This is a genomic window from Bradyrhizobium sp. AZCC 1693, from assembly GCF_036924745.1.
In the GTDB taxonomy this organism is placed as follows: Bacteria; Pseudomonadota; Alphaproteobacteria; order Rhizobiales; family Xanthobacteraceae; genus Bradyrhizobium.
Genome location: NZ_JAZHSD010000001.1, coordinates 6,090,278 through 6,113,958, shown reverse-complemented (window position 1 = coordinate 6,113,958; position 23,681 = coordinate 6,090,278). Strand labels below are relative to the sequence as shown.

Annotated in this window: 23 protein-coding genes, 1 tRNA gene and 2 pseudogenes; 15 read left to right on the top strand and 11 right to left on the bottom strand. The window is 62.5% G+C overall.

The features are described 5' to 3' along the window. Window positions 1-133 precede the first annotated feature (133 nt). Genes V1293_RS28995 through V1293_RS28980 form a run of 4 tightly spaced genes read left to right on the top strand, consistent with a single transcriptional unit; the run spans window position 134 to window position 3,801 of the window. Complete coding sequence (locus V1293_RS28995; protein ID WP_334514273.1) at window positions 134-928, top strand: WecB/TagA/CpsF family glycosyltransferase; 795 nt, start codon at window positions 134-136, stop codon at window positions 926-928. Further along, a complete protein-coding gene (locus tag V1293_RS28990; RefSeq protein ID WP_334514271.1) occupies window positions 925-2,202 on the top strand; it encodes a glycosyltransferase in 1,278 nt (425 codons plus the stop codon). The genes V1293_RS28995 and V1293_RS28990 overlap by 4 nt, the downstream gene beginning before the upstream one ends. Further along, entirely contained in the window at window positions 2,165-3,391 is a 1,227-nt protein-coding gene (locus tag V1293_RS28985) for a glycosyltransferase family 4 protein (RefSeq protein WP_334514269.1), read from the top strand. The genes V1293_RS28990 and V1293_RS28985 overlap by 38 nt, the downstream gene beginning before the upstream one ends. After that, the gene (locus V1293_RS28980) at window positions 3,388-3,801 is read left to right on the top strand and encodes a hypothetical protein (RefSeq protein ID WP_334514267.1); all 414 of its coding nucleotides are present in this window, start codon (window positions 3,388-3,390) and stop codon (window positions 3,799-3,801) included. Before V1293_RS28985 ends, V1293_RS28980 begins: the two co-directional genes overlap by 4 nt. A 25-nt stretch (window positions 3,802-3,826) precedes the next feature. On the opposite strand, the gene V1293_RS28975 is transcribed toward V1293_RS28980, so the two are convergent. Next, window positions 3,827-4,648: a class I SAM-dependent methyltransferase gene (locus V1293_RS28975; protein WP_334514266.1), complete on the bottom strand. Its 822-nt coding sequence runs from the start codon at window positions 4,646-4,648 to the stop codon at window positions 3,827-3,829. 552 nt (window positions 4,649-5,200) lie between these two features. Here V1293_RS28975 and V1293_RS28970 point away from each other — a divergent pair. Beyond that, window positions 5,201-5,551: a hypothetical protein gene (locus V1293_RS28970; protein ID WP_334514264.1), complete on the top strand. Its 351-nt coding sequence runs from the start codon at window positions 5,201-5,203 to the stop codon at window positions 5,549-5,551. 18 nt (window positions 5,552-5,569) lie between these two features. Here the strand turns inward: V1293_RS28970 and V1293_RS28965 are convergent, their stop codons facing one another. The 7 genes and pseudogenes from V1293_RS28965 to V1293_RS28940 form a co-directional block, all read right to left on the bottom strand. Continuing rightward, window positions 5,570-8,710, bottom strand: coding sequence for a glycoside hydrolase family 113 (locus V1293_RS28965; RefSeq protein WP_334514263.1), 3,141 nt, complete (start codon window positions 8,708-8,710; stop codon window positions 5,570-5,572). 214 nt (window positions 8,711-8,924) lie between these two features. Continuing rightward, window positions 8,925-9,067, bottom strand: a pseudogene (locus tag V1293_RS28960) (ABC transporter substrate-binding protein); the annotation flags it as partial. 52 nt (window positions 9,068-9,119) lie between these two features. Next, a complete protein-coding gene (locus tag V1293_RS28955; protein ID WP_334514261.1) occupies window positions 9,120-9,857 on the bottom strand; it encodes an SDR family NAD(P)-dependent oxidoreductase in 738 nt (245 codons plus the stop codon). A gap of 247 nt (window positions 9,858-10,104) precedes the next feature. Next, a pseudogene (locus V1293_RS28950) lies at window positions 10,105-10,344 on the bottom strand (hypothetical protein); the annotation flags it as partial. A gap of 199 nt (window positions 10,345-10,543) precedes the next feature. Continuing rightward, window positions 10,544-10,918, bottom strand: coding sequence for a helix-turn-helix domain-containing protein (locus V1293_RS28945; RefSeq protein WP_334514260.1), 375 nt, complete (start codon window positions 10,916-10,918; stop codon window positions 10,544-10,546). Next, window positions 10,875-11,006: a hypothetical protein gene (locus V1293_RS36250; RefSeq protein ID WP_442894299.1), complete on the bottom strand. Its 132-nt coding sequence runs from the start codon at window positions 11,004-11,006 to the stop codon at window positions 10,875-10,877. Before V1293_RS36250 ends, V1293_RS28945 begins: the two co-directional genes overlap by 44 nt. Window positions 11,007-11,379: 373 nt before the next feature. Further along, window positions 11,380-12,294 carry a LysR family transcriptional regulator gene (locus tag V1293_RS28940; protein WP_334514258.1) on the bottom strand — a complete coding sequence of 305 codons (915 nt, stop codon included), beginning with the start codon at window positions 12,292-12,294 and terminating at the stop codon, window positions 11,380-11,382. On the opposite strand from V1293_RS28940, the gene V1293_RS28935 reads away from it, so the two are divergent. The 4 genes from V1293_RS28935 to V1293_RS28920 all read left to right on the top strand — a co-directional run bounded on the left by V1293_RS28935 (window position 12,293) and on the right by V1293_RS28920 (window position 16,015). Next, complete coding sequence (locus V1293_RS28935; protein ID WP_334514255.1) at window positions 12,293-13,216, top strand: Vgb family protein; 924 nt, start codon at window positions 12,293-12,295, stop codon at window positions 13,214-13,216. The two genes, V1293_RS28940 and V1293_RS28935, sit on opposite strands and share 2 nt — an antisense overlap. 52 nt (window positions 13,217-13,268) lie before the next feature. After that, window positions 13,269-14,480 carry a carboxymuconolactone decarboxylase family protein gene (locus tag V1293_RS28930; protein ID WP_334514254.1) on the top strand — a complete coding sequence of 404 codons (1,212 nt, stop codon included), beginning with the start codon at window positions 13,269-13,271 and terminating at the stop codon, window positions 14,478-14,480. A 345-nt stretch (window positions 14,481-14,825) separates the two neighbouring features. Next, the gene (locus V1293_RS28925; protein WP_334514252.1) at window positions 14,826-15,350 is read left to right on the top strand and encodes an MbcA/ParS/Xre antitoxin family protein; all 525 of its coding nucleotides are present in this window, start codon (window positions 14,826-14,828) and stop codon (window positions 15,348-15,350) included. Continuing rightward, window positions 15,347-16,015 (top strand): RES family NAD+ phosphorylase, encoded by a 669-nt coding sequence (locus V1293_RS28920; protein WP_334514250.1) that lies wholly within the window; start codon window positions 15,347-15,349, stop codon window positions 16,013-16,015. The genes V1293_RS28925 and V1293_RS28920 overlap by 4 nt, the downstream gene beginning before the upstream one ends. 39 nt (window positions 16,016-16,054) lie before the next feature. Here V1293_RS28920 and V1293_RS28915 read toward each other — a convergent pair. After that, window positions 16,055-17,190 (bottom strand): IS3 family transposase gene (locus tag V1293_RS28915; protein WP_334506457.1). Its coding sequence is split into 2 segments (ribosomal slippage): window positions 16,055-16,932 and window positions 16,932-17,190, totalling 1,137 coding nucleotides; the frame shifts between segments, so codons are not numbered across the junction. A gap of 347 nt (window positions 17,191-17,537) precedes the next feature. Next, window positions 17,538-17,614: transfer RNA gene (locus V1293_RS28910), tRNA-Met, on the bottom strand. 327 nt (window positions 17,615-17,941) lie between these two features. Between V1293_RS28910 and V1293_RS28905 the strand changes: the two genes are divergently transcribed. The 5 genes from V1293_RS28905 (at window position 17,942) to V1293_RS28885 (ending at window position 22,130) form a co-directional block, all read left to right on the top strand. Further along, window positions 17,942-19,549 carry a GMC family oxidoreductase gene (locus V1293_RS28905; protein ID WP_334514247.1) on the top strand — a complete coding sequence of 536 codons (1,608 nt, stop codon included), beginning with the start codon at window positions 17,942-17,944 and terminating at the stop codon, window positions 19,547-19,549. Between the two features lie 149 nt (window positions 19,550-19,698). After that, window positions 19,699-20,214: a CvpA family protein gene (locus tag V1293_RS28900; protein WP_334514245.1), complete on the top strand. Its 516-nt coding sequence runs from the start codon at window positions 19,699-19,701 to the stop codon at window positions 20,212-20,214. A gap of 133 nt (window positions 20,215-20,347) precedes the next feature. Continuing rightward, window positions 20,348-21,130, top strand: a complete 783-nt coding sequence (locus V1293_RS28895; RefSeq protein ID WP_334514243.1) for an SDR family oxidoreductase — start codon at window positions 20,348-20,350, stop codon at window positions 21,128-21,130. After that, entirely contained in the window at window positions 21,127-21,819 is a 693-nt protein-coding gene (locus V1293_RS28890) for an NADPH:quinone reductase (RefSeq protein ID WP_334514241.1), read from the top strand. Before V1293_RS28895 ends, V1293_RS28890 begins: the two co-directional genes overlap by 4 nt. 11 nt (window positions 21,820-21,830) lie before the next feature. Continuing rightward, window positions 21,831-22,130, top strand: a complete 300-nt coding sequence (locus V1293_RS28885) for a hypothetical protein (RefSeq protein WP_334514239.1) — start codon at window positions 21,831-21,833, stop codon at window positions 22,128-22,130. Here the strand turns inward: V1293_RS28885 and V1293_RS28880 are convergent. Beyond that, on the bottom strand, window positions 22,093-22,548 hold the full coding sequence (locus tag V1293_RS28880; protein WP_334514238.1) for a DUF3775 domain-containing protein: 456 nt from the start codon (window positions 22,546-22,548) through the stop codon (window positions 22,093-22,095). The two genes, V1293_RS28885 and V1293_RS28880, sit on opposite strands and share 38 nt — an antisense overlap. Window positions 22,549-22,659: 111 nt before the next feature. Here V1293_RS28880 and V1293_RS28875 point away from each other — a divergent pair, with 111 nt between their 5' ends. Continuing rightward, window positions 22,660-23,505 (top strand): MBL fold metallo-hydrolase, encoded by an 846-nt coding sequence (locus V1293_RS28875; RefSeq protein WP_334514236.1) that lies wholly within the window; start codon window positions 22,660-22,662, stop codon window positions 23,503-23,505. Window positions 23,506-23,681 lie beyond the last annotated feature (176 nt).

Here is a 23,681-nt window from a genome sequence, read left to right as displayed (position 1 = left end):
CGTCGCATTGGTTCGATTTCGTGACGATGCCGGTTGAGACAATTTTCGACACACAGTTCCCGTCGCGAAGCGACAGGCATGTCGATAGTCCAGCGTGAATGCGTCTCGATCAAATCATCATCAGGGGATCGACATGTCGGAACCGCCAATATCGTTGCAGCCGAGTCTCACCGTCGACGGAATCGCCATCAATGTTCCATCGCTTCCGGCGGCGGTCTCGTCGATCGTGTCGGCCGCGCAACATGGCGACAACTTCAGTGTCTGCACACTCAATCTCGATCACGTTGTCCAGTTGCAGCAACACGCGAACTTTCGCGCCGCCTATCGCCGCGCCCGATTTGTCACAGCCGACGGGTTCCCGATCGTCGTGCTGAGCCGTCTCATGGGAACGCGAATCGAGCGGACGACCGGCGCCGATCTCGTCGAACCGGTCTGCGCGGAAGCGCGAAAGAAAGGCCTCTCGGTCTTTCTGTTGGGCGCGAACGATCTCACGCTGAACGTGACGGCGCGCCGTTTGTCGGAACGCTTCAGGGGATTGCAGATCGCGGGATGTCTTGCGCCGGGACCGGGGTTCGATCCCTATTCCAGCGAAGCCGATATCGCGATCGAGCGCATTCGCGACTCGGGCGCCAGGCTCTGCTTCGTCGCACTCGGCGCGCCACGGCAGGAACTGTTCGCGGCGCGATGCCTCGACGAATTGAACGGAACCGGCGTGTTATGCATCGGGGCCGCGCTTGATTTCATCGCCGGCACGCAGAGCCGCGCGCCGTCCATCGCGCGCAGAACCGGCATGGAGTGGGCGTGGCGCATGCTGCGCGAGCCACGGCGGCTCGGTCCCCGCTATGTCAGATGCATGAGTGTTGTTCCGCGTCTCGTTGCGCGAACCATTCCGCAAATCGTCCAGGCACGCATGAGGAAAGCCGCATGACTTCAACATTGACCCTGGCGCTGCGGGCGCGAAATGCCAACCGGATCAAGCCGCGTTACCAGATCTGCCTGATCCATCCGTTCGATCCGCGCGGTGAAAAGGTCGGCGGCCTCGAAACATACATCCGCGACTTCATTACCTTCCATCCTGTTGATACCGACATCCTCTTCATCGGCGTCGACTCCACAGGCGAGCTGGAGCTCGGACGGTTGCACCGGCTGACGTTCCGCGGCCGCGGCTTCGACTTCCTGCCCATCCTGCACTATTCGGATCAGCAGGCGCGCGAAGCGGCCCGCAGTATCCGCACCTCGCTCACCGGGCAATTCTTCATGGCGCTGCTCCGCCACTTCGGCCCGATCGCAAAACTGATCCGCGCCAGGCGGTGCTCGGTCGATTTGCGGCGGGTCGAATTTTCGTGGCTGCCGGCAATCCTGCGGCTTCCCTTCGTGCAGATGCTTCACGGCGAGGGCGCGCCGAAACTGCAGATGGATTCGCTGCTGCGGAAATACGCCTTCGTCCACAATACCGGTGAGCGGTTCGCCGTCGCCATGAGCGAGAAGTTCCTTTGCGTCAATCCGTTCATCACCGAGCGGCTGCAGCAGACCTATCCGCGCCGCAAGGACAAGATCGACACGCTCTGGACATGGGTCAACACTGATATCTTCAAGCCGCAGCTCTGGCCGCTGAACTCCTCGCCGTTCCAGATCGTGTTCGCGGGCCGGCTCGATGAGTTCAAGGATCCGCCGCTGATGTTTCGCACCATCGATCGCCTGCGGCAGCGATTGAACGGCGATGTGAGATTTCACTACATCGGCACCAGCGACCCGCACCGGTTCGAGGAATTCGCCGCCATCGAAGACATCACCGTGCGCCACGGCTTCAAGGATGCCGCCGGCATGGCGGAGACGCTGGCGAGCGCACATGCCGGCATCCTGACCTCCGAGTTCGAAGGCATGCCGCGTTGCGTGCTGGAAACCCTGGCGGTGGGCCGGCCCGTCGTCGCCATGCACCTGCCACAGCTCGAACCCGTGATCCACGCCGGCGTCAGCGGCTATCTCGTGGCGCGGGGCGGCAGCCGCGACGACATGACTGAGGCGCTCGCGCAACGGTTCGTCGATATCCGGACGGCCATCGAAGCGGGCGCGATGAATCCGGTGCACATCGCCGAGTCCATCAGGGCGTTCACACCGGGCACCCAGCTCGCGCGGGTGTTCCGCTATCATCAGGAAATCCAGGATGCGCGCGGACTTGCCGCCGCGGCGCCGACCTATTGAGGGCGCCGGGTTGAACATCCTCCTGTTGACCAGCGAGTTCGCTCCCGCGATGGGAGGCATCGGGACCTACGCCCGCGAAATCGCGGCAGCCGCCAGCCGGCTTGGCGCAAAAGTCACCGTGGTGGCGCCCGACTACGCGCGGCCGACCCACGACGACCGGTCGCTGCCCTTCGAAGTCGTTCGGTTTCGCGGCGGCCTCCACTCGATGCGCGGCCTTCCGCGCAAGATCATGCTGACGCGACGCGGCGTCCGCAGCGATCGATACGATGTGGTCCATGCCGCCGACTGGCCGTTCTTCATTCCGCTCGCGCTCTCCAGATGGCGAACGCCGGCGCGCGTATTGATGACGGTGCATGGCACCGAGATCAACGAAACGCAGACGCCGCTGAAGCGCATGGCGATCCGCGGCGCCGGCGTGTTCGGGCCGCGCACGGAGGTCGTCGCCAACAGCCGCTTCACCGAGACGCTGTTCCGCGAACGCTTCGCCGTCGATCCCGCCAGGATCAGCGCGATCAATCTCGGCGTATCGGAATTCTGGTTCGGCGCGCAACGAAAACGACGAGAGATTCGCCTGGCCCATCGCCTGCCGGAAGACCGGCTGGTGATGGCGACGGTCGCGCGGATCACGCGCCGCAAGGGACATCATCTGACGCTCGCCGCATTGTCCCAGCTTCCGGACAATCTGCGCCAGCGCATCACGTGGCTCGTGATCGGCCCCGACGGCGAAGCCGATTATGTCGGCGAGTTGCGGAAGGCCGCCAGTCAGGTAGCCTGCGACATTCGGTTCCTCGGCCCGCAGACGAACGAGGCAATCCGCGATCTCTACGCGGCCTCGGATTTCTTCTGCCTGACGGGATTGCCGGACACGAGTGGCCGGGTGGAGGGATTTGGACTGGTCTATCTCGAGGCCGGAGCCGCCGGCCTGCCGAGCATTGCGACCGATATCGGCGGGGTGCCTGACGCCGTGCTCGCCGACGAAACCGGAATTCTCGTCCCGCCATCGGTGGAGAGCATATCGCAGGCGATCGCGGAGATGGCCGCAGATCGCGGCCTGCGCGCCATCCTCGCGGCTGGCGCATCCGCCCATGCCCGCGCCCTTTCATGGGAACGCTGTGCGGCGACAACCTATGGCCTGGCCTATTCGGGCAAGCGGACATCCGCGGACCGCAGCATCGGAATAACGGCATGAGGCTATTGCTCGCGACCGCGATGCTGTTGGCGCTGGCGACCGGTGCGGCGCGGGCGGACAACGAGAACTGCCGCAAGAGCCGTGAGTATCTGCTGGCAACTCCCGGCGGTGACCTGACCCTGACGCCCCAGGCCTACAACGACCTGTTCAAGATCTGCATCGCGACGTCAGCCATGCCCAACGTGAAGGACGCGTACATCGTGAGGGATGGCGGCATCGCCGTGATTCCCAAACAGGACAGCGTTTCGGCAACGGCCGCCACGCTTGCGCAGTTCTGCGACGCCCATCCGCACGGCGTGTTGCGCTTCATCACGGCTAAGGAAAAGCTTTCCATCCGCTCCGTGGCCGACGTCGCACGGATGTCGTCGACCTCGTCGACGCCGTGCAAGAAAATCAAGGGCCTTTCGTAAGGCCCGCGCGCTGCCTACCGAAACCTTATTTTTGCCGGTTGTAGTATTCCGGCATGGCGTGCGGATCCATCGCCTGCTCGGCCCTGCGCCCGAGAAAGAAGAAGCCGCTGGCGGCATCCGCCGCAGCCCGGCCGCGACCGAAGGCATCGAGATACCTGATCCAGAAGAACGGCAGCACGATCAGGCGTGACAGCTTGTTGCCCGCGCCGAGCGCACGCGAGAAATAGCGGATCGACCATGCCAGCGCCACGCCGGCGCCGCCGACCGGCCCGGCGCTGATCTCGGAAAACCGCCTGAACAGCCAGCGGTGACCACTCTGCGTGAAGCGCGAGAAATCGTAGGCCCGCTCATGCACCTGCTGCATGAACGGCGTCTCTGCATAGACCAGACCCTCGCGCCGGAGCACGCGATGCAGTTCGGCAACGACGGTGGCGGGCTCCAGCACGTGTTCCAGCACCGCCTGCACCCAGACACCGTCGAACACGCCATCTTCGAACGGCAATTTGTGCGCATCGGCTACCAGCACGGTGTGCGGCGACGCGTAGACGTCGGTGCCGACGAGCTCGATGGAGTCATCCTGGTAAAGTTCGTCTGCGCCCAAACCGATCGTCCCGCCGCCGACCACGAGCACGACAGGCCGCCGCGACTCCTGCTTCAGCAGATCGACGAATTTCGTGCTGTTGGAAACCGCAACCGGATTACCCCCGAAGGTAATGCGATGCAGCCGCGACCCGATGGAACGGCGGCTGACGTCCCGCTGCAGCACGGAGCCGTTCTCGGCATCGTACGTTCCACGCTCAAAGATGCTGACCGCAAAATCGATCAGCACCGGTTGCGCACCGACCATGGGAAACCCGGCTTTGCTATAATCGCAGGCACGGTTGGAACAGGACGGCTGTGACCACGCGTTCCGCAGCGCCGACGAACAGCGGGGGCAGCAAAGACGCTTTTTCCAGTGCGTTGGTTCCGTATTCGCTACCGAGCGATCGACGGCAGAAAGCTGCAAAGAGGGCCTCGTATGTCATTTCTTCTGCCCCGCCCGGGCCTGATCGCGATCGATGCTATTTCGAATGCACTGACAGCGCAACAATGCGGGACCGGGAACAATTCGGATGGTCACAATCTGGATGTCGCAGGAAGCTGCAGCCCGACGCCACCGGGAGGGCTTGCGGGAACGCAACGCATGAACCCGCCCTGTTGTTTCGCACAAAATTTCAGGATTTCTCGAAGCGCTTTCCAGCCCGGCCTGCCTGGCGCCGCCAACCGGGCGACATCAGCCTCAGCCGGAGTAACCCGGCATTCATGACGCAACGATTGCGGATTTGACAATTCCCGACACCGCGAAAATCTTGATCTGTCGGCGCGGCTTGCCACTTGAGCAATCGAGGAGTTGTTTGGCGTGTCAGCCCGCGAACCATCGGAGCCGGCGGACGGAGCCGGTTCGCTTCAGGTTTTTGTCCTCGACATCGACCGGAAGCCGACGCTTGCCTTTGAAGCACACGGCCTTGCAGCCGCGCAGGAAATCTATGGCGACGCAGACCTGCGGGCCGATCTGGCCGCGTTCACATCGGACGGCGTCCCGGTCTGCGCGCCGAATTCAACGCTTTCCCTTCGGGCAGCAACGCAAGAGGAGATCGCAGCGTTCCGGCATGCGGTCGAACGCGCTCCGGCATCCGGCCAGCCTACCATGACGTTCCTGATCAAGATCGACGGTGTCATGGTCGTAACCGTCGGTCCCGAACGGGAGTGAGCCGGCGCGCCCACGTCATCAGATGAAGAGCAGATGACCCGCGGTCAGGGACGTCACGCCGGTCAGCGTGATGGATGCATCATGACCGAGATCAATGACCGTGTCGTGTCCGACGACATGGATGGAAAGATGCGCGATGTCGGCAGCGATCGTCGAGTCGATCTGGATGACGTCGTGACCCGCGGAAACCCCGGCGTTGAAACCGTGGATCACGTCGTGTCCGGCCGCCTCCTTGAAGACAAACGTGTCGCCGCCCGCGCTGTTCATGATGTCGCTTGCGGCCGTTGAGGTCAGCGTGACGCCGGACGCATAGGCCGTCATGGTATGCGAGCCATCATGGTTGTCGAAGGTGGTCGCAAGCCTGTGCCCTGCCGCATCGAAAACGTCGTGGCGTGCCGAATAGGCCTGGCCCGCGATGCCAAAAGTATCGACGTCCCGGCTGCCGTCAGCATGGCGGGTCGTTTGGGAGATCAGGGCGCCGTCTGGCGCGTAGCTGGATTGAAGATAGGACCCGTTCCCTTGTGTCACCGTCTCCTGCACGAGGTGACCGGCCTGGTCATACTTGTCGAGCGTCCTGGCCCCGTCGACATCGACCGTCTGCTTCAGCGCCAACGTTCCGTCGGAATGAAAGCGTTCGATCAGCACGCTATGCCCTGCGGGATCGTTGACCACGTGTTGCGAGGAATAGTCCTTACCAACGATGCCGTAGCTGTAGATATCGCGGGACCCGTCGGCGTGCCGCGCTGTTTCGCCGGTCAAGGCGCCATCCGCCGCGTAACTGGACTGGACGTAGGAGCCATCCACCTGCGTGACCGTCTGTTGGGCGATGTGCCCGGATTGGTCATACTGAACGAGTGTGCGGACGCCGCTGGCGTCGACCGTCTGCTTCAGGGCCAGCGTGCCGTCGGCATGGAACTGCTCGATCAGCACGCTGTGGCCGGAAGGATCGCTGACCACGTGCTGTGAAGCGTACGCCTTGCCGGCGATGCCATAGCTATAGGTGTCGCGCGAGCCGTCGGCATGCCGGATCGTTTCGCCGGTCTGCGATCCCGACGCATCGTAGGTGAACTGATCGAACGAACCGTCGGCAAAGCGCCTCAGGAAATTGAGGAGATGACCGTCTGCATCGTTGGAGGCGCTATCGACCGAGCTATCGCCATTGACGGTTTGCCGAAAAGCAAGCTCGCCGTCGGAAAAGAAGCGTTCGACAAGAACCGTATGGCCGTTCGCGCTGATGACGTCATGCTCGGACGCATAATCCTTGCCGGCGATACCGGATATGTAGACGTCGCGCGAGCCGTCGGCATGGCGAACCGTCTGGCTGGCGATGTTTCCGGCGCCGTCGGTCGCAAGCACCTGAAGCGCATCGCTGGAACGACCCGACAGACTGGCGAGCAGATTGCCGGCTTCGACGGTGCCGTCGGCGAACTGGAGAAACTCGACGTTCACGAGATGATCACTGCCGTCGCGGTTGGCGATCCGGTCGCTCACCACGATCCGATCGCCGACGATAGTGATGTCGTAGTCACGGGCACTGCCCGCGAATACCGCCGCATCGCTTCCATCGCCACCGTCGATGTCGTCGTTGCCAGCGCCGCCTGCGAGGAGATCATCGCCCGCGCCGCCATCCATCACATCGTTGTCCGTCGACGCGCCAAGGAACCAGTCCTGGTGACTGGACGCGTCGACATGGATGTTGCGGACGTAAAGGTCGAACGAGCCGGGCGAACTCGCATTGGTGGCGTCGGCGGGGGTGACGGCAACGCCGTTGATGAGAAAATCCTTGATGTGCAGCGCGCGTCCCGGCGTGGCGTTTGCCAGCGAGATGTCGATGCTGGTGATCGCGTCGGGGTTCTCGAAGCTGACCGTAAAAGTCTGGTAACCCGCAGGATCCACCGCCGGCTTGAATTCCAGCAAGCCGGATACCGGCTTGCCGTTGACCAGGATCTGCGCCTGGGCGCCGACGTTCCCAACCACCGAGCCGTAGCCCACCAAGGTAACGGTCGTGACGGTCAATCGATTGGCGCCAGCGGGCCCGCCGACAATGACGTCATCCCCGGCGCCGCCGCGAATGATGTCGTCGCCCAGGCCGGCGTTGATGACGTCGTTACCGCGGCCGAGATCGATGATGTCGGCGACCGGTGATCCCGACGCGGTGAGGCCGGATACGAAACCGTTGCCGTTAAAGTACTGCGAGACGATTGTCTCGGCCGGCTTTCCCATCACGGAATAGCCCGTGCTCGAATACTGGTTGTTGAGATCCCATTGCCAGAGTTCGACGCCTTTCAGCCAACTGCCGCCATGGGCGGACCAGACCTGGAAGAAGGCGTTGTAGGCGTCCGCCTGCTCCATCACGTCGGGTGTGCCATTGCTCGTCCACGAGCCCGGCGCGATGGCGGTGCCGTCGATGCTGCGATAGCCGACCTCCGTCATCAGCAGCGGCTTGTCGTATGTCGTCGCAAGCGAATGGAGAAAGTCGACCGGCGATTTGTGGTCGAAGGCGGCTGCGTAATAGGGATTGACCGGAACGGAGGTCCAGGCGTCGACCAGGTCCTGCACCGTCGGCGCGTAGCTGGCCGTCAACGGCGGATAGGTGTTGACGCCGATCGTGTCGAGCTGATCCCAAAAACTGACATGGAGGGCTTCGTCTGTTGCTGCCGCATAAGTCAGTTCGCCGTGATAGACCTCGCGGACCGCCGCGATGAGATCGATCCAGTAACTGCGATATTGCTCGCCGGACAGGCTGCTCATCTCGTTTCCGATCGCAAACATCTCGACGCCGCCGGCCTGTGCGACGGTGGCGAGATGGACGATTTCGGCCTTGTAGGAAGCGAAGAAGCTGGCGACATCCGCCGGCGCCAAGCTGGATACCCTGGTTCCATTCAGCGTCGAAAGCGCCGCCTTGAAGAGCACCGACAGGCCCGCGTCATGCGCGGCCTGAAAGCCGGACAGCAGGCTGGCGTCGCTCTCGGTCTTGGTTGGTTCGGCAAAGACTGAGTTGGACGTTCCGGTTTGTGTCCAGATCCGGGCCGTGAGCTCGATCGAGTTCGATCCCAGTGACGCAATCTTTTGAAATGCCAGTTTGCCCGAGGCGCTGGAGAATTGCCCATTCCATTCGGACAACGCGCCGAAGCCTTGTACGTCGAAAATATTTGCCACCGCCACGCCCCCCGCCTTCTTTCGACGGATAGCGCGAGGGATTAACGTTCAGCTTAAGATCGATGCGGGTTTGTACGTAGTGGCCGACGATTTTTTTCAGCGCGTGTTCGCGCGCTGAAAAATCGACTCACGGGTTCCGGCGTGGGAACTTCGCCGCTCAGTCCGCGCTCAGCACGTCGCCGAACTGCTCCCACGAAGTTCCAGTCCAGCGCTGACCAAACAGGAACGCGACCTCGTCGCTCTCGACCAGCTTCCTGGTCTGCTCAACGGTCTTCGGCGAGCTTAGGCGTCGTCGTAACTGATGTAATTGATCTTGCGGCCGTTGACGCCGCCACGCTCGTTGATGGAAGTGATGTAGTTATCATGGCTCCCCTGTTTCCTCACATACGCGACCTGAAGCGGCCGCGGATCACCACGTCTCCTTGAAAGGCCGGATCTCCATTTCGAACGTCCAGGCGCTGCGCGGCTGCTCGTAGAGCCGCCAGTAGGCGTCCGCGACCGACGCAGGCGGCATGAGGGCGTCGGGATCTTTCAGCGCGTCCGGGCCGAGCGCCTCGATCCGCCTTTGGCGAACCCATTCGGTGTCGACGCCGGAATCGATGATCAGGTGGCCGACATGGATGTTCTGCGGCCAGAGCTCGCGCGCCATGGCTTGCGCCACCGCGCGCAGCCCGAACTTGGCGCTGGCAAAGGCCGCATAGCCGCGTCCGCCCCGCAGGCTGGCGGTGGCGCCGGTGAAGAAGATGTTGCCCTGGCCGCGCGGCAGCATCAGGCGCGCGGCCTCGCGGCCGGCCAGGAAGCCCGAGTAGCAGGCCATTTCCCAGACCTTGCGGAACACCCGCTCGGTGGTATCGAGGATCGGGAAATTAACGTTGGCGCCGACATTGAAGATGCAGACCTCGAGCGGCGCTTCCTTGTCGGCATCGCCAAGGAACGCCGTGATCTCCTCCTCCTTGCGGGCATCGAGCGAACGCGCAAAGATCTTGCCGCCGCTGGCCTGAATTTCGTTTACCAGCGGGGCGAGCTTGTCGCCGTTGCGGCGCCCGGCGAAGATCATAAAACCCTCGGCGGCGAATTTCTTGGCGATCTCGGCGCCGATAAAGTCTCCCGCACCGATGATCGCCGCGGTCGCATTTCTCTTGGCCACTGCTTCTCTCCTGTTCGCTGCTGCCCGGCCTTTGCGGCGGCTGACGATGCCTCAGCCGGCGGCGGTCGCCGGACCAATTCTGCTCTCGTTCGCGATTTCCCGCAGCTTGTTTTTTCAGGCCGGTCGACGCCGCGGGCAACGCGTCGAGGATCAGGATTTCGCTCGGCCGCTTGATCGCGCCTGGCGCAACGCTGTTCTCGCTGGCAACCACCACCCGATCGCCGGGCCTGACCTGCAGCGCGCGCAGATCATGGGCAGCGGCCTCAACGGCCTCCGAGAACTGCCTGTAGCTCCACGAAGGTCCGACTTCGACGAACGCCGGGTGTTCAGGCGTTTCCTGTGCGAACCTGGCGTAGACTTCGTGCACCCGCGAAGGCAGGCCCTCGATCAGGTCATTCGCGGTGATGCTTTCGAAACCAGCCTGCACGACGCCTCCCCTCGATGACGAACCTGTTTGAATTGCGGTGCCAGTGCACTTATTCGTCATCGTAATTCATTTGCGATTGTGAGACGCGCGACAGCGGATGCAACAGCGGATGCAACTCGACGGCTTGCATCGGGAGAACGGCGGGTTTCGGCGGCGATAGCGTATCCGATTTGGCGCGCCACGGCCGATGAAGATGGGCATTATTGCTTTGCCGTGACGCTATGATTAAGCGCGCTGCACTTCGTCGAATCTGCCGATACTACGCTGCCCTATCCGCGAGCAATCGCCGCATGAGTTCGGGATCGCGTTCAATTGCCAACAACAACGCGCGCGCCGGCGCATCGGGTGTGCTTCGTTGCTGCTCCCAATCGCGCAAAGTCGTAATGGGCAGGTGGAACGCTTCAGAAAATTCCACCTGAGTCATTCCGAGACGCTGCCGCAGCACCTTGACGCGTGACACTCGGCGCATCCCTGCCAGTTGCTCGGGAGTGAGAGGTTGCGCATCCGGATCAGACAGCGCTGCGGCCACGACCTCTTCATCAGTCATGGCATCGAGACGCGCCCAATCGGTATCGCCCCGCGGCAGCGGTTCACCAGGCTTCACGGTTACCCGCGTAGTACCGGTCTTGCTCATGTCGTGTAGCCTTCCGGGCCGATATGATTCTGCAGATGTCCTCATCGCGCAGCGTCACGATGACGAATAAGACGTCGCTGTGAGCCATTCCGATGGCCTGAATCCGCTCCTCGCCCTACTCGAACCGTGTGTCGATTTCTTCCAGACGGTTCGGGTCTTCGAGGGCAGCAATGGCGTCCGCGAAGTCTACGCCGTGCTTGCGAAGGTTCTCAGCGCTTTTGCCATTGTTCGTATTGCACAGGGGGATAGTACCGGATACCGGTAGTCGGCGCAAGTAACTGCGGCGCCTTCACGGCGTGCCCTGGCGTGGATTTAGCGCAAGACCGAAGCCGCTCGGCCAACGCAGCGTGCTCCGGCGTAGAATGGCGCGCCATCCCAGGCGATGATGAGAACTATGTCTACGCCATAGCCCTCCCTTAAGCGGAGTCCTTGCGGGGTCCGCGCGCCCGTAGACTAGTGACTCATGCCTGTTGACCGATTTCCCGGAGAATGCGTCGCAGCCATTGATGCCCCGGATCAGCATCGTGCCTTGCGTGCCATGTCTGCACCACCCGGAACAGAGGAATGTCGATCGGCGGCGAGAAGAGCCGGAGCGGTAGGCGGCCGGCAAGCGGCGTGAAGAGGCGGCGTGGTTCCGTCGCAACGAGATCGGAGGCGTCCACCAGCATCGGGGCCATCAGGAAGTGTCCGACGGTCACGGCCACATTTCGCTTGAGCCCCTTTTCGGCCAGCACGGCGTCGACGTAGCCGCTCGGATTGCCCTTCGTCGAGACCTGAAGGTGTCGAAGGGCCAAATAGCGGTCGAGATCGAGCGGTTCACCGAGATCGGGGTGGTCGCGGCGGCCGGCGCAGATGAAGTCTTCTTCGTAGAGCAGTTCCTCCCGCATGTGTGTCGGCGGCTCCGGAAAGTTCCCGGCGATCAGTTCGACCGTGCCATCCTCCAGCATCGGCAGGCCGACGCTCCGGCTCGTATTGCGGACGACGAGCGACACGCCCGGCGCCTCCTGGTCGAGGCGTACGGTCAGGCGAGGCAGAAGCACGAAGGCGGCATAGTCCGAGAGACCGAGGACGAACTGCCGTGTGCTCGCGGCCGGGTCGAAGGCACGCCCGCCACGCAATACGCCTTCCACCTGTTCGAGGATAGACCGCACGCTCGGAGCGATATCCTGGGCCAGCGAAGTCGGCACCATGCCACGCGGCGAGCGGACGAAGAGTGGATCGCCGAACAAAGCACGCAGCCGGTTGAGTGCGTGGCTGACGGCCGGCTGAGTCAGCCCGATCCGCTCGGCAGCGCGCGTGGCATGACCTTCTGCAACCAGGGCGTCGAACACCACCAGCAGATTCAGATCGATATTGGCAAGATGAACTGCCTTCATGACGGCGATATTGATAATGAATTGGATTTATCGCAATCGTTCAGCGATGAATCAGCTTCATCGTCCCATTCGAAACGCCGCGAAGCAGGAGGTGGCAGCCATGCTCGGACGTAACGCCGATACATTCCGGAAAATTGCGCTCGGCACAGTCGCAATCGCCACTGTCCTCATGAGCGCCGCAGGCGCGTACGCTATCGGACCGTTCCTTCAGGGGTTTAGCGCGCCGGTCGGCATTCATGCTTACGGCGGTACGAGCCTATTGGTGTCGAACTGGAGCGGTGGAACGGTCGAGCGGGTGCAGGCGGATGGCAGGCGCTCGGTCTTCCTCGACAACATCGTGTCGCCGGCAGGCATTGCGACCGACGCGACGGGCGCCGTGTTCGTGTCATCCTATTCTGGCGATATCATCGTGCGCGTCGGGCCGGACGGGAAGCGCAAGACGGTCGCGGACGGCCTCGCAACCCCGACCGGAATCGCCTTCGCACGCGACGGCCGGCTGCTGGTCGCCAATCGCTCATCTGGTGAGATCGTTGCTTTGGACACAAAAACAGGCAACCGCACCGTGGTGGCGCGTGGACTCTCGCTGCCAGTCGGCGTGGTCGAGATGCCCGACGGCAGCATCGTCTCCTCGCAATATGGAGGCCGTGTCACCCGCATCCTGTCCGATGGCATGGTCCAGGAACTCGGTCAGAGCTTCAACCGCCCCGGCGTCGGCATCCTCGCCGATGGAGATGATGCGGTGCTGGTCATCGACAACGGCGCGAGCGTAGTGCGCCGCGTCAGCTTCGACGGCCAGTCGAGCGTCGTCGTCGATGGCCAATCAGGCAGCGCCGTCGCATTGGGCCGGGCCGCCAATGGCGATCTTCTGGTCGGGACATGGGGCAGCGGCAATATTTATCGCGTCGCATGGCCGAAGTCATGAAACGCCCGAAACCTCTTCATGAAGCGCTTAATTAGGGAGCATCCAACAGACCATGACTCAAGAAGCGAACGACGAGCGTTTCGAACGCGGCATGGAGGTTCTCCAGCAGATCGGCGGCGAGGGTTTTGACTTGCCGATCAAACGCCTTGCAGAGGCGTCGCCGGACTTGGCGCGGTTTACGGTCGAATACCCTTATGGCGATATTCTCTCCCGTCCGGGACTGGATTTGCCGCTGCGGCAGATTTGCACCGTCTCTTGTTTGATGGCGTTGGGCAGCGTCCAGCCGCGGCTCAAGTTTCATATGACGGGTTTCCTCAACGCCGGAGGGAAGCCGCAGGATTTGGTGGAGTTGCTGTTCGTATCCGTGGCGATCCTCGGCTTCCCCTCCGCCATCGACTCGATCGTCCTGGCGCGCGAGATCTTCCAGGAGCGACGCATCGCCTTCGAGGCCGCGCCACCGGCAAGCGACGACGGAACGCAGCGATACCGGCGCGGCCTCGAAGTCCTCTTGGCGGTTAACGGCGAAGGCTATCTGCGGCCTCTTGAGGCGGTCTCGCCGGACCTCGCACGCTGGTCGATTGAATTCGCCTTCGGCGAAGCCTTGTCGCGCGAGGGGCTGGAACCGAAGGCCAAGCACCTCGCCATCATCTCGATGCTGGCGGCGACCGGCAACCGCGATGAAGCTCTCGATTTCCATCTCAAAGCCGCCCTCAAGCAGGGCCTGTCGCCCGTAGAGATTGCCGAGGCGCTGATGCAGCTCAGCGTCTATGCCGGATTTCCTACCGCACTCAACGCCTTCGGTCTCGCCCAACGGGCCTTTTCGGCAGACCGTGGCGCTACAGCGATCACGGCGCCATCTGCGGCGGCGCAGTTGTCCGAGAGCCGGGAGCTGCGCCGGGAGCGCGGGCTCGCGACACTTGCACAGACCTCCGGAGCATCCGGTGAAGCGGTCATCCGTAGCTTCGACGACATTGCACCGGATATCGGTCGGATGATCGTCGAGCACTCGTATGGCGACGTTTTCTCAAGACCAGGCATCGATCCCAAGACCCGCGAGCTGACGGCCTGCGCGGCCCTGGCTGCGGTCGCGACCAAGACTGCGGAAGCCCCGCTGCGTGTCCACATCAATGCGGCACTCAATGCGGGCGCGAGCCGTAAGGAGGTGCTCGAAACCCTTCTCAACCTCGCTCCCTATAGCGGCTATCCCGTCGTGCAACAGGCGGTGCAAATTGCCGGCGAGGAATTCGCCAAGCGTCCCGAATGAAGAGCTTGGTTGCCAGCGGGCATCAGATGCCACCAATTTCGCAATCCGTTCGTGCGATTCCCGAAGACCATCGCGTCGCGGGGCTTCGGAATTACGGTGCCAGTGCACTTATTCTTCGTCATCGTAATTCATTTGCGATTGTGAGACGCGCGACAGCGGATGCAACTCGACGGCTTGCATCGGGAGAACGGCGGGTTTCGGCGGCGATAGCGTATCCGATTTGGCGCGCCCGAAGAGATTCGAACTCCTGACCTCAGATCCGTAGTCTGGGTGCTGGAACTGGTAAAAGGGGGTTGCCATTTGTCCAGATTTGGACTATATCCAAATTTGACAAAGGAGCAGTCTATGTTGAAGCGCAAGCCGACCCCAACTGGGGCAGCAAAAGGCCCTCAGCGTCTTGATAACTCGCGATTTGCTCCCGCCAACCGAAGGCGGCTCAGCGCCCCAGCTTTGCGGACCTTTCTCGCCATTGCGGATCTGTGGGGATTGACGGAAGAGCAGCGCCTGCTGGTCCTCGGGTATCCATCCCGGTCCACTTACCATAACTGGTGCAAGCAGGCGCGTGAGCACGGCGCTTTCACCCTTGATGTGGACGTTCTCACGCGCATTTCAGCGGTATTCGGTATCCATCAAGCGCTGGGGATCCTCTTTGCCCAGGAACGGCTCGGCGTTGACTGGCTGCGAAGTCCACATAACGAGGTCGTCTTCGGTGGACATCCGCCGCTCGACCTCATCACTAATGGCTCTCAAGATGGGTTGCTCTCGGTGCGTCGTTTCCTCGACGGCGCGCGTGGCGGCCTCTACATGCAGCCGAACACGATAGACGAGGCCTTCACGCCTTACGACGACACGGAGATCGTCTTCCGGTGACGGACGCTTTCGCACCCTCGCCGCGGCCTGCCCATCGCCTGATCCCCTCACAATTTCCTCCCATCGGGCTGTTCGATACGGTCGCGACGGCGGCCGATCTTTCAGCGGTGATGGAGCTCGTCGGTTGGACGAACGACCGTCTCGTGGCCGAACGTATCGATCGGCTACCGCAGAGCGAATGGGTATATGGCGCCCCCAACTCCAGCATCGTCATGGCTGCCTTTCTCCACGTCGCTCCCGGCGGAATGAGATTCAACGGACCGGAGCTTGGCGCCTGGTATGCGACCGATGATATTCGCACGGCGGCTGCCGAGGTCGGTCACCACCTGCGGCGCGAAGCGGCTGCTCGCAACGCGGCCACGATGAGCCGGACCTACAGGGCATACACCGCTACGCTGCTAGGGGATTATCTCGACATCACAGGGCAGCAACCAGCACGGCCCGATGTGTATGCGAGCGAGCGTTATGATGCTTCGCAGGAGCTTGGCGAGCATATTCGCGCGTCAGGTGGTGCGGGGCTGCTCTACGACAGCCTACGGCGTCGCACCGGAATCAACGTCGTCGCGCATAGACCGCGCAACATCGTAGATATCGTGCAGACGGACCACTTCGAAATCACGGTCCAGGCGACAGCACGCACGATTGAGCTGGTCCCGATTGTCTGAACAGAATCTCCGCGTCGATAAGTGGAGCCTCTGCCGGGGTTAGGCTGCCGTGCGGAGCGGCAGCGAGTTGAAGTAGGCTTGATCCGGTGTACTGCCGTCAAGGCTCGAATGTGGACGCCGGCCATTGTAGAAGTCGAGGTATCGGCCGATCGAGGCGCGGGCGTCGGACACGCTATCGTAGGCCCGCAAGTAAACCTCCTCGTATTTGACGCTGCGCCACAGCCGCTCGACGAACACGTTGTCCCGCCATGCTCCTTTGCCGTCCATGCTGATGGCGATACCGTTGCTGGCGAGCGCGCCGGTGAAGGCCGAGCCGGTGAACTGCGAGCCCTGATCCGTGTTGAAGATCTCCGGCTTGCCGTGGCGAGCCATGGCGTCATGCAGCGTCTCGACGCAGAATGCCGCCTCCATCGTGATCGACAGCCGCCACGACAGAACCCGGCGGGTCGCCCAGTCCAGCACGACGGTGAGATACACGAAGCCACGCGCCATCGGGATATACGTTATGTCCATTGCCCAGACCTGGTTCGGGCGCGTGATCTCCATGCCCCGCAGCAGATACGGATAGATCTTGTGACCAGGTTCGGGCTTGGTGGTGCGCGGACGGCGATAGAGCGCCTCTATCCCCATCTTCCGCATGAGCGTCTTGACATGCCGGCGGCCGATCTTGCACCCCTCGGCAGCCAGCAGGCCTCTCAACATCCGCGAACCGGCGAAAGGAAACTCCAGATGCAGCCGGTCGAGCCGCAGCATGATCGCGAGGTCGTCGGGCGACACCGGACGCGGCAGGTAATAGACACTGCCACGGCTGATCTTCAAAACTTCCGCCTGCCTGGTGATCGAAAGATCGTGCTCACGGTCGATCATCGTTTTGCGCTCAGCAATCCCGCCTTGGTGAGCGCTCCTTCTAAAAAATCGTTCTCCAGCGTCAGCTCCCCGATCTTGGCATGCAGCGACTTCACATCGACGGCCGGTAGCGCCATGGCGTTGCCGCCCCCTGGACCGAACACATCGGCGGCCCCGCCCTCAAGCTGGGCTTTCCACGACGTGATCTGATTGGGATGCACGTCGAACTGCTCCGCCAATTGAGCCAGTGTTCGATCGCCCTTCACCGCGGCCAGCGCCACTTTCGCCTTGAAAGCCGGTGTGTGGTTCCGGCGCGCTCGTCTCGTCATCGTCTCTCCTGATTCGCGGGACAATCTTGCCCGCCGTCAGGCAGAAACTCCACTTATCGCACTGTGCAGATTTCCGGAGCCGGCTCTGATCGACGTGCGACAACTATCTAAATAAGTAATGCATCCAGCCGGGTTGAACCGCGCTACCCATGTCGCAAACTTGGCATGATCTGATAACGCAGTAGTTTCCAATCAAGCCGAAGCGCGCAAAGTTCGCGCGACGCCAAAATGCGATCCAGCACACCAGAACGTGGCAACGTCGCAGATCAATTGGTTGCGGGTTCAAGCAGCACTAGAAAAAAATAAGCCCTCGAAACCACGATGATTTCAAGGGCTTAATCGACTCTTGGTTGCGGGGATAGGATTTGAACCTATGACCTTCAGGTTATGAGCCTGACGAGCTACCGGGCTGCTCCACCCCGCGTTAAACCGTTGCACGCCTTCGAAAAGCCGGTGCCGAAACGATCCCGGCGAACGCCAGATGGCGCCGATCGATCCCGTCCCGAGGCTTCCTGAGAAGGCGACCCGGGCCGAAGCCATCGGGCGCGAGGGGTATGTATCAACGTCGCCCTGCTTTGGAAAGGGGCAAGGTCCCGCTTTTGAGGATTTTATGACAGCAAAAACGAGGGTTTGAGAGGCCAAAACCGCCTCATGGAACCACCCTTGCCTTAAACGTCGCAAAAGCGGAGTTTTGGCCCCCAAAAGCGTGGCCAGGCAGGCCCCGCCAGAACAAAAAATCGGGGGGATGCGCGTGACTGATACATTCGACTTCGTGGTGGTGGGCGGCGGCTCCGGCGGCTGCACGGTGGCCGGGCGGCTGTCGGAGGATCCGAACATTTCGGTGGCGCTGCTGGATGCCGGTGGCAGGAACGACAATTGGGTGGTGACGACACCCTTTGCGCTGGTGCTGATGGTCGCCGGCAACGTCAACAACTGGGCCTTCAACACCGTGCCGCAGAAGGGTCTCAACGGGCGCATCGGCTATCAGCCGCGCGGCAAGGGGCTCGGCGGCTCTTCGGCCATCAACGCGATGGTCTATATCCGCGGCCACCGCGCCGACTACGATCAATGGGCCTCGCTCGGCAATGCCGGCTGGTCGTTCGCCGACGTGCTGCCCTACTTCAAGCGGGCCGAAGACAATTCCGATTTCGACGGCGAGTATCACGGCAAGGGCGGCCCGCTCGCCGTCAACAAGTCGCGCACCGGAAATCCGGTGCAGCAGATCTTCCTGCAGGCCGCCCAGGAAGCGCAGTTCCGCCTGCGCGAGGATTTCAACGCCGACGAGCACGAGGGCCTCGGCATCTATCAACTGACGCAGAAGAACGGCGAGCGTTGCAGCGCCGCGCGCGCCTATATCCACCCACACATGGCAAACCGCGCCAATCTGCGCGTCGAGACGCATGCCCACGCCACCCGCATCCTCTTCGAAGGCAAGCGCGCGGTCGGGGTCGAATACCGGCAGGGCAAGGAGCTCAAACAAATTCGCGCGCGGCGCGAGGTGATCGTGTCCTCCGGCGCGTTCCAGACCCCGCAGTTGCTTTTGCTCTCGGGCATCGGCGACTGCGCAGCGCTCGGCAAGCACGGCATCGCCACCGTGCATCATCTGCCCGGCGTCGGACAGAACCTGCAGGACCATCCGGATTTCGTGTTCGGCTACATGTCCGACAATCCCAACTTCAACGGCATTTCGCTTAAAGCCCTGCCGCGGCTGTTGCGGGCCATCGGCCAGTATCGCCGCGAACGCACCGGACCGATGACGTCCAATTTCGCCGAATGCGGCGGCTTCCTGAAAACCCGGCCCGATCTCGACATCCCCGATATCCAGCTTCATTTCGGCATGGCGCTCGCCGACGATCACGGCCGCAAGCGCCATCGCGGCACCGGCTTTACCTGCCATGTCTGCCTGCTGCGGCCGAAGAGCCGCGGCAGCGTTTCGCTTGGAAGTGCCGATGCGTTCGCAGCGCCGGTGATCGACCCGAACTTCTTCGGCGAGGCGGATGATCTGGAAACCATGGTTGCGGGCTTCAAGACCACGCGGCGGCTGATGGAGACGCCGGCGCTGCGCGCGTTGCAGAAGAAGGAGATGTTCACGGCAGGCGTGCATAGCGATGACGACATCCGCGACCTCCTGCGCGCCCGTGTCGACACCGTCTATCACCCGGTCGGCACCTGCATGATGGGTGTGAACGATCCGATGGCCGTGGTCGATCCGAAGCTCAAAGTGTATGGTGTCGAAGGATTGCGCGTAGTCGATGCGTGCATCATGCCGACGCTGATCGGCGGCAACACCAATGCGCCGACCATCATGATCGGCGAAAAGGCCGCCGACATGATCAAAGCGGAGCTGCGGGCGAATTGATTTTTTGCACCCGTCATTGCGAGGAGCCAACGGGGCTACGGACTGACGTCGGAGTTCAGGCACGCTTTGGTTGATACAGACGATTTTAGCAATCGCGGCGCCGATTCATTGACGAAGCATCGGTATCGAAACCGGGTGGAGTTTTCCCCATGAACAGTTTCGATACCGTCGTCTATCTCGGACTGATTATTGCCGTGGTCATCGGTTTCAATACCGGGCTATTGCGCAGCGCAATTGCGATTTTGGCCTATATCGCCGCGATGCCGATTGCGATAGGGCTGGTGCCGCTGGTATCGCCGCAGCTCGACGGCCAGCATGCCTTGCCGTTTGCGCAGAATTCGCCGCTGTTCTTCGGAGCTTTTCTGGTCATCGGTATGGTGCTCGGAAAGCTGACCTGCTTGGCTCTCGACGACATCATTGGACCGCAAACCGGCATCGGAGACCGCCTTGGCGGCGCCGCCCTTGGCGCAGTGCGCGTCGGCCTGATCGCGATCACGGTTGTACTGATTTTCGACCAGCTTGTGCCGACAAACCTGCAGCCGGCGTTCATGACCGGTTCGCGGTTGCGGCCTATGCTATCGGCCGCCGGGCAATTGGGCGTCAAGTCCCTTCCGCCGGATCTCGTGGCTGCGATCGACCGCCTGAAGAAAGACCGGCACATATAATCGGCGTGTAATCGGCGCGGTCTCCCTGATATGCGTTTCGGCGGTAGCCGCTCTCTTATCAGGGCCGCTCGACTTGGCTAGAGTGGTCCCATCCGACTTTCAGAAAATCACCTGACCTAACGGGAGAGAAACAGTGGATCTTGGGATCAAAGGCCGCCGCGCCATCGTCTGCGCATCGAGCAAGGGCCTGGGCCGCGCCTGCGCCATGGCGCTGGCCAATGAAGGCGTGCATGTCACGCTGACTGCGCGCGGCGCCGAGGCACTGAAAAAGACCGCCGACGAAATCCGCAAAGCCTATCCGACCGTCACCGTCACGGAAGTCGCCGGCGACATCACCACGCCGGCCGGGCGCGAGGCCGCGCTGAAAGCCTGTCCCGATCCGGATATCCTGATCAACAATGCCGGCGGCCCGCCGCCCGGCGATTTCCGGAACTGGACCCGCGACGATTGGATCAAGGCGATCGACGCCAACATGCTGACGCCGATCGAACTGATCAAGGCGACGGTCGACGGCATGATGGCGCGGAAATTCGGCCGCATCGTCAACATCACCTCCGCCGCGGTGAAGGCGCCGATCGATATTCTCGGCCTTTCCAACGGCGCGCGTGCCGGCCTCACCGGCTTCGTCGCCGGGCTGTCGCGCAAGACCGTGATCAGCAACGTCACCATCAATGCGCTGCTGCCGGGACCGTTCGACACCGACCGCCTCCGCGGTGTGGGCAAGGCGGAAGCCGAGAAGCGCGGCATCACGGCGGACCAGGTGTTTGCCGAGCGCGCCAAGCAAAATCCGGCCGGACGGTTCGGCGAGCCCGATGAGTTCGGCTATGCCTGTGCGTTCCTGTGCGGCGCCAAGGCCGGCTACATCACCGGGCAGAACATCCTGCTCGACGGCGGCGCGTTTCCGGGCACGCTATGAAGGCAGTTGGGTACGAGCGAGCGGGCCCCGCGCCCGAGGTGCTGACCTATGGCGAGATGCCGACTCCGATGGCCGGCCCGGGCGAAGTCCGGGTGCGCCTTGAGGCGTCCGGCGTCAATCCGGCCGATGTCGGCCGCCGCGGCGGCGGCTATCGGCCGATGGAATATCCGCGCGTCATTCCGAACAGCGACGGCGCGGGGATCATCGACCAGGTCGGCGACGGCGTCACGCGGCTCAAGGCCGGCCAACGCGTCTGGCTGTTCAACGGCCAGCGCAATGGCCGCGCGTTCGGCACGGCGGCTGAATATATTGCGCTCGCCGAACAGTTGGTGACGCCGCTGCCGGACAATCTTTCGTTTGCGGAAGGCGCTACCCTCGGCATTCCCGGCATGACCGCGTGGACCTGCCTGTTCTGCGATGGCCCGATCGTGGGACAGACGGTACTCGTCACCGGCGGCGCGGGCGCCGTCGGTCACTATGCCGTGCAACTCGCCAAATGGGGCGGCGCCAAGGTGATCGCGACCGTCAGTTCGGCGGCCAAAGCCGAGCAGGCCCGGCTTGCCGGCGCCGATCTCGTCGTCAACTACAGGACCGAGGACGTCGTCGCCAAAGCGATGGCCTTCACCGGGCAGCGGGCGTCGACCGCGTCGTCGATGTCGATTTCGGCGGCAATATCGAGACCACGCTGAAACTGATGGGCATGAATTCGACGATCGCGGTCTACGCCACCAACGGCAACCGCACGCCCGTCGTGCCGATGCGCGAACTGATGGAAAAATGCATCGCGCTGCGCGCGCTGGTGTTGTTCGCGCTGCCGCGGCCGCTATTGGCGGCGGCGCAAGCGGACATTTCAAAGTGGCTGGCGGCGGGCCCGCGCATTCACAACGTCGCGGCGCAGTTTGCGCTCTCGGACACCGCGCAAGCGCATCTTGCGGTGGAGAAAGGCGACAAGCTCGGTACCGTCATCGTGGATTGCGCTCGTCTTCGTCCCGCTGGCTGACGCTAGCGGAATCGGCGGTGGTTCGCTCCTCAGTCCATGTAAGGCCGAACTCGTCGAGCCCTTGCGCCAGCAGGTCGCCCAGCATCGGCTCGCCCAGCAGATAGCGAGCAGTGTGGCGCTCGCGCTGGCCGGCGGCTTCCGCGCGCAGATCTCCCCATTCTTCGATGCTGGCGTCGCCGCGACCCAGCCGCATCAAGGCAACGAGGTCGACCCGCTCGTCTTCGGAAAGCGCGTTGATGAAGCCGGTGATCTCGCGGAAGACCGGATCCTGCCCATTATCCTGCAGCACGTCGATCACGTCGTCATCGGAAGCGTTCGATCCGGAATCCGGATCGGACACCGCCTCTTTCATGTCGAATTGCCGGGCCTTGTCGATCAAAAACCCGACTTTTTCCGTCGAAATCGCCAGTTCCGGCATCGCGCGCTCCTCATGTGACATCGCTATAACGTTCCATCGCGCCAGATGATCCATTGCGCCCGGCCGCCGAAACCAGCATCTTCGCGGCCAACATCAATAAGGAAGCGCCGGATGCACTGGACCGTGGGCAGGGTCAGGATCACGAAGGCCGTCGAAATGGAGACGGTCGGCAGCACCCGCTTCATCCTTCCGCTCGCGACCAACGAGGAAATACAGAAACTGCCGTGGCTCATCCCGCATTCTGCAACCGGGGAAGGCCGGCTGAAAATGTCGATCCATTCGTTCCTAGTCGAGACGCCCACGCGCCGGATCATCGTCGACACCGGGCTCGGCAACGACAAGCAGGGCCGCAACGTGCCGACCTGGAACAACCGGAAGGATCCGTTCCTCGACAAGTTAACGGCGGCAGGCTTCGCCCCTGATAGCATCGACACCGTGCTGTGCACGCATCTGCATGTCGATCATGTCGGCTGGAATACGAGGCTGGTCGACGGCAAATGGGTGCCGACTTTCGCCAATGCGCGCTACGTGTTCGGCAAGACCGAATACGAGCACTGGCGCGACCACAGCGACGCGCCGGACAGGATCGCCGTATTCAACGATTCCGTGAAGCCGATTGCGGAGGCCGACAAGGCCGATCTCATCGCCAGCGACGCCAGGCTTGCGGACGAGATTACCCTGATCCCGACCCCCGGCCACAGCCCCGGCCATCTGAGTGTCCACATCAGGTCGGACGGCGAGGAAGCCCTGCTGACAGGGGACGTTGCCCACCATCCCTGCCAAATGGCTCATCTCGACTGGTCGTCCACGGCCGATTCCGATCCCGCCCAGTCCGTGGTGACCCGTCGCGAGCTGTTCTCGCGCTTCGCCGACACGCCGACGCTGGTGATCGGCGGACACTTCAGTGCCGGCCATATCAAGCGCAATGGCGACGCCTTCCGGTTCGCGGCGCTGTAGGTAGGCAAAGCCACCGGCTCGCGCGAACGCGCGCCCGAGGGTCGGCGTGCCCACGCTTCGACATTGCGCCTGGTGATAGATGGCGGGCAACAGCGCAAGGGCGCCTTTGCCCACCCTCCCCTGCGCTTTAGGCAGTTGAATTTCCGCGCCCGCTGTTCCAAGAAGCGTCTGAAGGG

Coding starts and splice junctions, on each gene's coding strand:
- V1293_RS28930 (WP_334514254.1), top strand. CDS start 13,269: ATGACTCAAGAAGCGAACGACGAGCGTTTCGAACGCGGCATGGAGGTT.
- V1293_RS28935 (WP_334514255.1), top strand. CDS start 12,293: ATGACGGCGATATTGATAATGAATTGGATTTATCGCAATCGTTCAGCG.
- V1293_RS28975 (WP_334514266.1), bottom strand. CDS start 4,648: ATGGTCGGTGCGCAACCGGTGCTGATCGATTTTGCGGTCAGCATCTTT.
- V1293_RS28980 (WP_334514267.1), top strand. CDS start 3,388: ATGAGGCTATTGCTCGCGACCGCGATGCTGTTGGCGCTGGCGACCGGT.
- V1293_RS28925 (WP_334514252.1), top strand. CDS start 14,826: ATGTTGAAGCGCAAGCCGACCCCAACTGGGGCAGCAAAAGGCCCTCAG.
- V1293_RS36250 (WP_442894299.1), bottom strand. CDS start 11,006: ATGGCTCACAGCGACGTCTTATTCGTCATCGTGACGCTGCGCGATGAG.
- V1293_RS28940 (WP_334514258.1), bottom strand. CDS start 12,294: ATGAAGGCAGTTCATCTTGCCAATATCGATCTGAATCTGCTGGTGGTG.
- V1293_RS28995 (WP_334514273.1), top strand. CDS start 134: ATGTCGGAACCGCCAATATCGTTGCAGCCGAGTCTCACCGTCGACGGA.
- V1293_RS28890 (WP_334514241.1), top strand. CDS start 21,127: ATGAAGGCAGTTGGGTACGAGCGAGCGGGCCCCGCGCCCGAGGTGCTG.
- V1293_RS28880 (WP_334514238.1), bottom strand. CDS start 22,548: ATGCCGGAACTGGCGATTTCGACGGAAAAAGTCGGGTTTTTGATCGAC.
- V1293_RS28985 (WP_334514269.1), top strand. CDS start 2,165: ATGCGCGCGGACTTGCCGCCGCGGCGCCGACCTATTGAGGGCGCCGGG.
- V1293_RS28945 (WP_334514260.1), bottom strand. CDS start 10,918: ATGAGCAAGACCGGTACTACGCGGGTAACCGTGAAGCCTGGTGAACCG.
- V1293_RS28875 (WP_334514236.1), top strand. CDS start 22,660: ATGCACTGGACCGTGGGCAGGGTCAGGATCACGAAGGCCGTCGAAATG.
- V1293_RS28900 (WP_334514245.1), top strand. CDS start 19,699: ATGAACAGTTTCGATACCGTCGTCTATCTCGGACTGATTATTGCCGTG.
- V1293_RS28990 (WP_334514271.1), top strand. CDS start 925: ATGACTTCAACATTGACCCTGGCGCTGCGGGCGCGAAATGCCAACCGG.
- V1293_RS28885 (WP_334514239.1), top strand. CDS start 21,831: ATGAATTCGACGATCGCGGTCTACGCCACCAACGGCAACCGCACGCCC.